Raw genomic sequence first — 9,951 nt, forward strand, 5'->3', positions numbered from 1 at the left:
CGCTCCAGCTGCGCCCGGATCTGCAACAGGTCGTATTGCCTGGCTGCCGCCGGGATGTACAGTTGCCCGCCGCCATGCTCGCGCTGCAAGTAGGCCAGCACCGCGTCGGCATACGGCTCGGCGAGGACGCCACGCATCCCGGTTTGCTCGACAATGGCATCGACCAATGCCTGACGCAGCTGCGTGGTGGAGTCCTGATCGGTCATCGGATACTCCATTCCTTGTCCACCAGCCCGCCGCGCCTGGCGGGCGGCGACGATGTTCCACGGGGAGCCGCTGCCGGCCGGTGGGGGGCGGGTGGTGTTTCACGCGGAACATCCGCGGATATTTGCGCGAGTAGCGTGGATTCGCGGCGGTCCCAATCGGCTTTCGTCCAGCGGTGCAGGCGCAGTTCGGGGTGATGGGTGGCGGCGTAGGCGTATACCCACGTATCCAGTGGCTCGTTGCGCGGGCCGCCGCGCTTTTTCTCGAACCGGTTCTTGGCGGGGTTGTAGGTCTCGCTGACCAGCCCGCCGAAATACTCCGGGCTGAGCTGGTCGCTGAAGCGGATGCGGCGATGCTCTGGATCCTTGTCGGCATCCGCGCTGAGCCAGCTGTAGAGCAGGTGCTTGATGGCGACGGTGCCCACCTGATGAATGTGCACGCCGCGCTTGTCCGACTGGCCGCGCCAGTTGATATCCACCAGCTTGCCCTTGCCCAGCACCTGCGCGTTGTTGGCGGTGGCACCGAAGCCGGCCAGCAGGCGGCGCACAATGCGCCGGCGCACGAATGCCTTGACCGCCTCGCCACGGTGGCCGCCGATGTCGATCAATCCCGCGTCCAGCCGCAGGGTGGCGCCGTCGATGCGATCCACCGGGCGCAGCAGCAGATCGGTGAGCGCGTCCCACACGGCAGTCTCGGACGGATCGCCTAGCAGTTCGATGTAGTCCACCGGCCAGCAGGTCATGCCGCGGCCCCATCCAAGCAGATGCACGGCGAGGCGGTTGTCCTGCGTGTCGATGCCGACGGTCAGCGCCAGCACCCACGCCGGCACCGGGCGCAGCGGCAGCGGTTCGGCGCGGTCGGCGATCAGGTTGTGCCGGACCGCGCGCATGGCCGGGTCATCCCAGGGCTCGGCCAGACGGTCATTGATGAAGGTCTTCAGCTTGGCCGGGTCGTTTTGCGCATCGCGGAACATCTGCACCAAGTCAAGCCAGCGCGGGCCCAGGCCAAGTTGGTAGTACAAGCAGTTGATGTTGTAGCCGCGGATGGTGCCGGTGGGGTTTTCCGCCACCCACTTGCCGCCGGCGATCATGGCGGTCTTTTGATGCTCTTCGATCAGCACGCCGCACTGGCGGCAAACGTACCAGCATTGAGACCCGTCCGGCGTCCAGTGCAGGCCGCTCCACTGCAGCGGCTGTTCGTGCCCGCAATCCGGGCAGGCCACGTAGTAGCGGCGCTGGTCCGACTTTTCCCACAGTTGCTCGGTGCGGCTGATCCCGCGGATGCCTGGCGTGCTGATGTAGGCGCGTTTGAACGTGGCCGGAAACGCTGAGGTGCGGCCGTCCAGCATGGCCACCGGGTCATCGCCGCTGCTGAGACTGGTGGCGAATTCGTCCAGCTCATCCACCAGCAGGGTGCGAACGCTGGTCATTTTCAGGCGACCGGGCGTGCCGGCGTGTTCGATGTAGAGCTGGCCGCCGTCGAAGTCCTTGAAAGTGCGGGTGTTGGCCGCGTCGCGGCTGGCCACGCTGGTGAGCGTGCGTTTCACCGCCGGACATTCGTCGATCATCGGGGTGAGCTTCTGCGCCACCCACTTCATCATCGCGATTTCGCTGGGCAGGCAAACCATGATCGGCCCGGGGTTTTCGCACATGGTGTAGCCAAGAGCGTTGCTCAGCACTTCGGTGTTGTGGGTGGGGATGAATTCCCGTCCGCACAGAAACAGATGGCTGGCGTTGTCGACGGCAATGCAACGAGTTGGCACGGTTTCCACCCGCTCGATGGCAGTGATGTAGCGCATGCCCACGGCGCTGGCGCCGCGTTCTGAATGCGCCAGAGGCAGCGCCTGCAACTTGCGCGACACACTGAATACGTCGCTGCTGCGCAGCGCCATGAACGTGATGCGCGCCGAATCCTTTCGGGCCGTCCTGCGCCAGCGCAGCACCGGTTTGAAACCCAACGTGCGCGCCAGCTCGACAATGCCGCCAGCCAGCGCGGGCAGCGATGAGGTGATCTCCACCGATCCGTTCGCGCCGGCGTGTCCGTCCGTGTCCAGCAGCCCTTGCAGCAGCGCGAGTCTTTGCGCGCGGGAACCTCGCAGGTAAGCCACTGGAATGTGCTTGTGACCAAGCAGACCGGCGCCGACCAGCAGGCCATGCAGAGTCGGTTTACCGCAGTTGCGTGGGTTGATGATGGCGGTGATGCAGCGGCTTGCACGCGCCACATCGGCGGCGCACTTGCGAGCACGCACCGCATGACCGGCGTGCTCGATGCGCTGCAGGATGTGCGGCGCATCGTCCTCGTGCAACGACAGCTGCCCGGTACTGGCGCTGCCATCGCCAAGCCACACGCCCAACAGGTAAGGGTCGATGGGCAGCGCGGCGGACGGCAGATCCAGCGGATGGGCCACCTCAACGGCGTAGCGCGACTGCCTTGGTTTGTTGCCGTACAGCGTCGCCAGCGCATCTGTGGTCAACACCTGGCGATGGGCAGCCGGATCGGTGCTCAGCGGCATGCGCACCCGCACCGCCCCACCCTGCGCGTCAGACGCGGCGCGGCGTTTGGCCTCGCGGCGCGACGTGTTCAGGCGCGCCAGATCCACCACCTGCCAGCGGTGGCCCGCGTCAGCCACGATCTGCGCGCCGTCGGAAAAGGTAACCCGGTAGCAAGGATGATCGTGGAACACCTCCGATGCAGCCACCACTCGCACTGGTCGCCCATCGTCGCCCAACACCTGCTGTCCCTGCTGCACGTCGCCCATGGTGGTCCAACCGTTCGGCGTGGGCAGCGGGGTATCCAACGACAGCGCCTTCCCGAACTGGATGGGGAACATCAGCACCATGTCGCGCACCGGGCTGCGGGCGCTCAGGCAGTCCATCGGCTCACGCAGCGGCGGGTTGCGGTGGGTGCGCCAGCGGCCGGGCTCGGCGCTGCCTTTGCTGGAGAGGATGCGGTTTTCGTCCGCCCAAGCGCTGACTGTGGGCGGACGGCGCGGCGCGATGCTGCGGGCGATGACGGTGGCGAGGCGGGCGGCGGTTGCGGTCATCGGATACCGGACCTCCACACTGTGCCCCAACCGCCCAGCATTCGTTTCCGATGCGGACGCCAGCCGTGGCTGCGTATGGCCGCGCCGAGCCGTTGCAGCAGGCTGATGGACTCGGGATCGCCAAGATCAAGCTCCAGTACGACATCGCGCAGGGTGATTTCTTCGCGATCGGTCAGCAGCGCCGCCAGTCCCGGGATGTCCGGGGATGGCAGCACGTCGTCGGCAAGTGGCGCGGCATCCAGTTCGGACGTCCAATCGATGCCGGTATGACGGGCGGCGCAAGCGGCAGACGCCTTCAACGCCCGTGACGGCGGCAAGCGCAGCTGGCGGGCAACCCGCATGGCGGAGCCAAAGATGCGCGACGCTGCTACCAGTTGATCCGCGCGATGCTGGGGCTGCGACAGCAACGGCGGCGGTGCGTCCGCCTGCCGTGCCGTGACCAGCGCGTCATAGGCGCGGATGACGTGCAGGTGGAAGGCGGCGCTGATCCACATGGCGTAGGCGTAGACCAGTTCCTTGACGGCGTAGGTGCCGCCGTAACGACCAGCCGCCGAGATGACCGGTTCTAATTCCGCAGATTTCGAATCTAATTCCGCAGATTTCGTCTCGCTTCGCAACAGGTCGATCATCTCCTGTGTCGAAACAAGCCGCAGAAAACTTTCGGTCTGACACCGTTTGTAGTTGTGCCCAGCCACGACAGCGGCCTCGTGAATGTCGTTCAGGCAGTAGCGACCGGCGGCATCGCAGCGGATTTGCGTATTGGCGATGATCAGGGCGTTCATGCGGCGTCTCCCTTGTTGGTGTCGGCGAGTTGTTCACTCATGACGCCAAGCATGTTGTGCACGTCGGCGGTCAGCTCGTTGAGCGCAAGGAACAGGCCTTCGGTCATGCAATCGTCCAGGCGCGATTCGTCATCCACAGCGGTGCGTGTTTCAAAGTTCGCCAGTAGCAGACCCGCCAGCGCATCGATGGCGGTGGCCTTGCGGTGGACCCGCGCCAGATGCACAGCCGCGTGCGCGGGCAACGGCTGTTTCCAATCGGTATCGCAATGATCAACGCCCCAGCGTTGCCGCCGCAGGGCGTGGAGCAGGTAGGGGATATCGCCGTTATCCGTGGCTTCACGGGCATCGGGCGGAGTGGTGGTGCGTGCGTGCATGGTGGGCTCCTGAGTGCGTATGGAGTCCGCCGACCCGAGTCCAATCGAGGCGACGGACGACGCGGGTTGGACTACCGGACTCAGGGACCGGCGCACCTTGCGATGCCCCGCGCCGCCCGCCATGAAATCGGCTGGGGCACGCCCGGCCAGGCCGGGAATGAAAAAAGCGCCGGCTGGCTGCGGGCGCTTGCGCGCCTGAGTCTTCGGGAGTCCAATCCCGGCTGCCGAATTGGCGGCAGCGCAGATAGCCTGCACCCAACAAGCGGCGGCGGTCAAGCGGGTCATGCCGCCTCCGCCTTGCCAATCGCGGCGAACTGCCGCGCGAGTTCTTCAAGCGCGTGCTCCACCGCATCGGTGAGAAGCACGCGGCATTTGGCTTCGTCGCCTTCGGCGGCGACCTGCGGCGCCAGGATGGCCGGCAGGTTTTCCAGCCCGTTACGCAAGGTGCCGATGGCGCCGCGCACAGCGAACTCCACATCATCCGCCCGCAGCAGCTGACCAAGCTCGGCTTGTTCCTCGCGTAACGCCTTGCGTGCTTCGGCCTCCGCCTTGTCGGCGATGGCACGGGCGCGCCGGATTGCAATGGGATCGTCCGGGTCGTAACGCGGCGTATCCGTCCCGTTGTCGCCGTCCGACACGGCATCCGCACCATCCACCCGCGCCGCCTCCCGCCCGGCCGCGTGACGCGCGCGCACGGCGTCCTTGCCCGGGTCTGCGGTGTCGGCGATACGCGCTTTGCTGGCCTCGACCAGGACGCGGCCGGCATCGTCCTGCACCAGGCGGCCGGATTGCTTCAGCTCGGTGATGTAGCTGGGTGAGACGTCCAGCAGCCGGGCGAATTGCTTCAGGGTGATCGCGCGATCCTGGGCGGGCATCACTTCCGGCCTCCTCTTCCCTTTTCCCGAGACAGCCGAGAAAGACGAACCGCGCCCGCGCGCGTGCGCGATCGCGTCTGTGCGGGGTGTGCGGGGTGGCACGCGTACCCCGCACACGCGAAACCCGCGCAGCGCCTGCGTTGTGCGGGGTGTGCGGGGTGTGCGGGGGTGGGCACGCGCGCGCGGGTGCCCGCGTGTAAGGGGTGCTGGCGACGAATGCTGGTGCGCGTGGGCGCGCGCGCGTAGGGGCCGAAACCCCCGCACACCCTGCACAAGCCAATAGCGGCGCGGGTTTCAACCCTGCACAGCACCCCGCACAGACCCCGCACACCCCGCACATTCATGTCGACATTCCTCCCACCGAGGCCAGCCGGCCGCGGAATTCGTCCAGTTGTTCCCTGTGCCGGGTGTAGCAGTCGCCCAACCACCACGTTTCCGAGGTGCCTTCCGGCGGCGCGGTGGCGCCAAGCAGCAGGAAGTGATGCGGGCCGCGCGTCTTGCACGCCACGTCGTAGCGCTTGCGCACCTTTGGTACGCCACGCTGCCGGACCAGCGCCACCACGAACTTGGACTCCGGCGCGCAGCTGTAGCCGTGCCGCTTGCACCAATCACGGTAGAGCGCGTACCAATCGGAGCTGAGCCCCGGCATCGGCTCGACCTTCGGGATTTCCTCAAGGACCAGCTCATCGTGGAATCGGATCGGCGAATCGAGGCTGAGCCGAACCAGCTCCGACTTGGCGTCCGTGCTGGGCGGGTGGGTGCCTGGATCGAACTCACCCAAGTCCAGATGCAGCAGGTAGTCGTGCAGCGCGGCGATGCCGCCGGCGGCGATCTCCGCCATCACGGCGGCGTAGTACTGCGGCGGCTTCTTGCCGGGCGTCCAGATCACGCAATGGCGGCGGTCATCCTCTTCCAGCACCACGGGCATGGCTTCGTTCGACAAGAACACCAGGTTCAGGTGGTTGCGCTCCCAGTACGCCGCGAAATTCTTGGGATTGATGCGGATGCGGTCGCCGGTGATCAGCGCCTTGAGTTTGTTCTTGATGTGGTAGACGTCCGACCGTGCGACCACTTCGTCGGCGATCATGAACAGCTTGCGCGACGCCCAATCGTTGAACTTGTCTTCCACCGCAGACTGATCGAGCACATCGCCATACTCGCCATAGATCCGCATCACCGCTTCGAAGAACAGGTTCTTGCCTGCGCCCTGCGGGCCGTGGATCACCAGCGTGGATTTCATCTTGGCGCCGGGGTGCTGGATGGGGTAGGCGATCCAGCGCAGCACCCAGCGAAACAGCGCCTCTGGGTTGCGGTCTTCGCTGCACATGTAGCGCAGCAGGTCCAGCAGGCGGTCGCAGTTGCCGGGCTTGGGCACCGTCGGCCAGCCGGCGTACAGGTTGCAGGTGACGTCGGAATCCTGCCCTGTTGGATCAAAGCCGACTTCGCTTGGCCGCACGATGCGGCGGTTCGGCGACTCCTGCCAGTCGCGGTGAATGAACTTGAACATGCAGGTGTCGCGCATGTCCGACAGCGACAGCAGCTTGTGCTCCTGATGGTCGAACACCGCGCCGCTGTGACCGAATACCAGACTGAAGCGCTCCAACAGCTCCGCGCTGGTTTGGATGGGCCGCAGCGCAGCCCCGCCCCCGCTGGTGGTGGCTGGCGGCTGCACGACACGCGCAGTCCAGCGCAATTCCGAGAGACGGGCTTCCACCTGCACGCGCACCACGTGCAGCCCTTCGGCGACGTGCAGATCGTTGAAATCGGTGGGTTTGGCGCCGGTGGCGAGGTAGGCGTCGATGCGCGCATCGGGATCCGCGAATGTTGGTGCGACCCAAGCACCGTTCACAGCGAGCGCGGCGGTGCTGGCGCCGCCGATGCCGGCATTGACGTAGCCGTGCTGTTCGCCGCATTCCGGGCATTCGATCGGGTTGCGTGCCAGCGAGAGGCGAGCGCGGCAGGTATCGACGCGGCACTTGCCGAGGTCATCGGTGTCGGCGCAGATCAGGATCTTGGTTTGCGGATAGCGCTTGCGCAGCGCCTCGGCGACGGGCGTCAGGTTGCCGGCGTCGAACGCAACCGCGACCGGGTATCCGGTGGCCATGTGCAGCGAGGCGGCGGTGGCGTAGCCTTCGGCCACCAGCACGATCCACGACGGTGCGCCGATCAGGTGGCAGTGGCCTTTCTTGACACCCGGGTAGTAAGGCCAGAACTCCTTCGGGTGGATTGTCTTGTTGGGACGACTGGCCTTCTTGGCGGCGGCCTGTGTTCGCAGGAATTGCAGGCCATGGATACGTCCCTGCGTGTCCAGCAGCGGCAGCACCGCGGTCCCGTTTGGGGTGAAGCGCAGGCCGTAGGCGCTGACCTTCTTGGCGTCGAGGTAGTCGGAGTCGCCGTCTTCGCTGAGCCGGCCCCACATTGCAGCAGCCCGGGCGGCGCCTTTGGCGGCCTTGCGTGCATTAGCCAATTCGGCGGCCTTGCGGTCATCGGCCAGACGCCGCTTCAGCGCGGCGGCTTCGGCCGGGTCGATCTCGATCTTGCGCAGCTCGACCTTGCGCGACTGGTTCTCGTTGCCGCGCCAGATGCCGAAGCTGCCGACGATCAGCAGATCGCCGCGCGTCGTGCGGAAATCGTGAAGGATGTACCACCCGCGTTTTTCGCGGTCGCCCTCGATCTTGGTGCGCACCATGCGGCCGGTGCCCACTTCGAGGTGGTCAACCTGCAGCCCGAAGTCGCGAAGCTGGCCAAGCACGTCATCGTAATTCGCGGCAACCATTTCAGTGAGCCGACTCCCCGCTACCTACCCACCAAACGAGGTCCGAATTACCCGGATGGCACCCCTCTGCGGAGTACCTTTTCCCGGCGAACCTGAACGAGATGACTCCAGTTGCGGCCAGACCCCGTGCAGTCAATGCCGCCGAGGTGTACCAAAACCAACAGGGGGACGGGGATGCGCGCCGCCGTGCGACGGCGGAAACGTCAGCATCCACCGCCGACGGCGGCACCCGCGCCATGTCGCGCCCATCAGCGAGCATTGCGCTGCGCCTCGATTGCATCCAGCCGGGCCCGGTTCTCGAGCGCCAGCTCTTGAATCCGGAAGTAGTCAGACACCACGTCGCGACAGCTAGGCGACGTGCATCCGGGATCGGAACACGCCCGTGGCAATCTCCCGATGTACCGCCAGCGGGCGCTCGCCGATGCGCGCGAAAGCGCCCGCACCGCTGGCCCAAGACATCGCGTCACGCTCATACGTCCAGCTCCCCTTGCCGCTTGTTTCGATACGGCGCCACCTGCGCCGTGCGTTCGATCTTGGCCAACTGCTCCGACGTCAATGCCTGCGGCGAGTGCAGCAGCCGCAAGCATTCCGCGTATCGCGCGGCAGCCTCCGGCCTCGGCGGCTTGTGTCCTGCGCGATACTGGCCGCGCGGCTTGACCATCGGTCACCAGCGCCTCCGGGTCTGAGCTTCCAGCGCCTGCTGGCATTCAATGCAGCGTTGCGCGCCAAGCTCAGTTCGCGATGGATGGATCGGCTCACCGCAGCCGGCGACAACGCAATGCGTTCGCCCAGGCGCCCGCGCAATCCCGTCGTGGTCCGCGACGATCCGCGCCGCTTCCTCCAGCTGCAGTTCCTGCACGCGGTCAACGAAGTCAGGCACGGTCGCCCCCGATCTCCTGCAACCGCCGCAGCATCTGCTGCAACTGTTTCGTGGATTCCACGAACGCACGTTGCAGCGCGGCGCGCTCATCCTCTGGCTCCACCGGTACCGGCTCGGCATAGCCCGCATCGCGGGCCTCATACGCCGCCAGCATGTGCACGCCGGCCTGTCGAGCCCGCCGCCTGATGTAGGCCAGTTCCGACGGCGTCAGCCGTTCGCGGCGTTCCGGGTTCAGGCAATCAGACAACCACCGCCCGGCCGCGTCCGCAGGCATGTCCACCTTCATCTCAGCGCCAACGCGCTTGAAGCCACCGATAGCCTGCACCGTGGCCCGAATCGCATCCTCCAGCGATTCCACGATCAGCGGCAGTTGCGCCTCGTGCGCGGTCATTCCGACACGCTCCGACGGCGTCGGACAGCGTCGGACAGGCTCGCCGTGGCAAAAAAAGAGCCATGACCACCGCCATCATGCATCTCTTTCCGCCGCGCGCCAGCTTCCGCGGACTCCGGCTTTTCGATACCGAGCAAGGCGCCGGCCACCGGGTAGGATTGGGGGAGCTGACCACCCAACCGCAACCCGGAGACCGGCATGATCGAACACGTTGTCATCATGGAAACCCTCAACGTCGTGCAGCAGGTACTGAAAGGGGCCGCACTATCCATCGCCACAGCGGCGCGAGCCGACCTGCGGGAATGCGCAACGCTGATGCAATCGTTCGCCGCGCAGACCGGACTCGACTCGCGGGCATCGGCGATGCTTCTGGATCTGGCGGCAGGCTTCGATCACCTGTCGGCGCAGCCTCCACACTGAACAGCTTCCGTGCCGCCCACGCGTGGAAGGCGGGGCTTGCGGCGGCAAAGTCGAAACGGTTCGCGGTCATCTCAGGCCGCCTTGCCGACAGGCTCGGCGGCATTCGGAGCGACGCTGTTCGCATGCAGGTCATGCAACCGAACGGCCGCCATCCCGCTGGGCGCCTTGGTGCGCCCTTGCTTGATGTCGCTCACGGCCTGCGGGGA

Annotated in this window: 8 protein-coding genes; 1 reads left to right on the forward strand and 7 read right to left on the reverse strand. The window is 66.2% G+C overall.

The genetic code is table 11. The features are described from left to right. The 7 genes from IT472_RS11465 to IT472_RS11500 all read right to left on the reverse strand — a co-directional run. Positions 1 to 206 (reverse strand): hypothetical protein (locus tag IT472_RS11465; RefSeq protein WP_297181663.1); only part of this gene is annotated, 206 nt, incomplete at its 3' end. Further along, positions 203 to 3,247, reverse strand: coding sequence for a terminase gpA endonuclease subunit (locus tag IT472_RS12330; RefSeq protein ID WP_343231834.1), 3,045 nt, complete (start codon positions 3,245 to 3,247; stop codon positions 203 to 205). The genes IT472_RS12330 and IT472_RS11465, both read right to left, overlap by 4 nt. Further along, positions 3,244 to 4,029 carry a KilA-N domain-containing protein gene (locus IT472_RS11480; RefSeq protein ID WP_297181665.1) on the reverse strand — a complete coding sequence of 262 codons (786 nt, stop codon included), beginning with the start codon at positions 4,027 to 4,029 and terminating at the stop codon, positions 3,244 to 3,246. The genes IT472_RS12330 and IT472_RS11480 overlap by 4 nt, the downstream gene beginning before the upstream one ends. Further along, the gene (locus tag IT472_RS11485) at positions 4,026 to 4,403 is read right to left on the reverse strand and encodes a hypothetical protein (RefSeq protein WP_297181666.1); all 378 of its coding nucleotides are present in this window, start codon (positions 4,401 to 4,403) and stop codon (positions 4,026 to 4,028) included. Before IT472_RS11485 ends, IT472_RS11480 begins: the two co-directional genes overlap by 4 nt. 281 nt (positions 4,404 to 4,684) lie before the next feature. Then, entirely contained in the window at positions 4,685 to 5,380 is a 696-nt protein-coding gene (locus IT472_RS11490; protein ID WP_297181668.1) for a hypothetical protein, read from the reverse strand. 238 nt (positions 5,381 to 5,618) lie between these two features. Continuing rightward, positions 5,619 to 8,054 (reverse strand): DUF5906 domain-containing protein, encoded by a 2,436-nt coding sequence (locus IT472_RS11495; protein ID WP_297181669.1) that lies wholly within the window; start codon positions 8,052 to 8,054, stop codon positions 5,619 to 5,621. 872 nt (positions 8,055 to 8,926) lie between these two features. Next, a complete protein-coding gene (locus IT472_RS11500; protein ID WP_297181670.1) occupies positions 8,927 to 9,325 on the reverse strand; it encodes a hypothetical protein in 399 nt (132 codons plus the stop codon). A gap of 219 nt (positions 9,326 to 9,544) precedes the next feature. Here IT472_RS11500 and IT472_RS11505 point away from each other — a divergent pair, with 219 nt between their 5' ends. After that, positions 9,545 to 9,745, forward strand: a complete 201-nt coding sequence (locus IT472_RS11505) for a hypothetical protein (RefSeq protein ID WP_297181671.1) — start codon at positions 9,545 to 9,547, stop codon at positions 9,743 to 9,745. Positions 9,746 to 9,951 lie beyond the last annotated feature (206 nt).

Source organism: Thermomonas sp. (genome assembly GCF_020850895.1).
GTDB lineage: Bacteria > Pseudomonadota > Gammaproteobacteria > Xanthomonadales > Xanthomonadaceae > Thermomonas.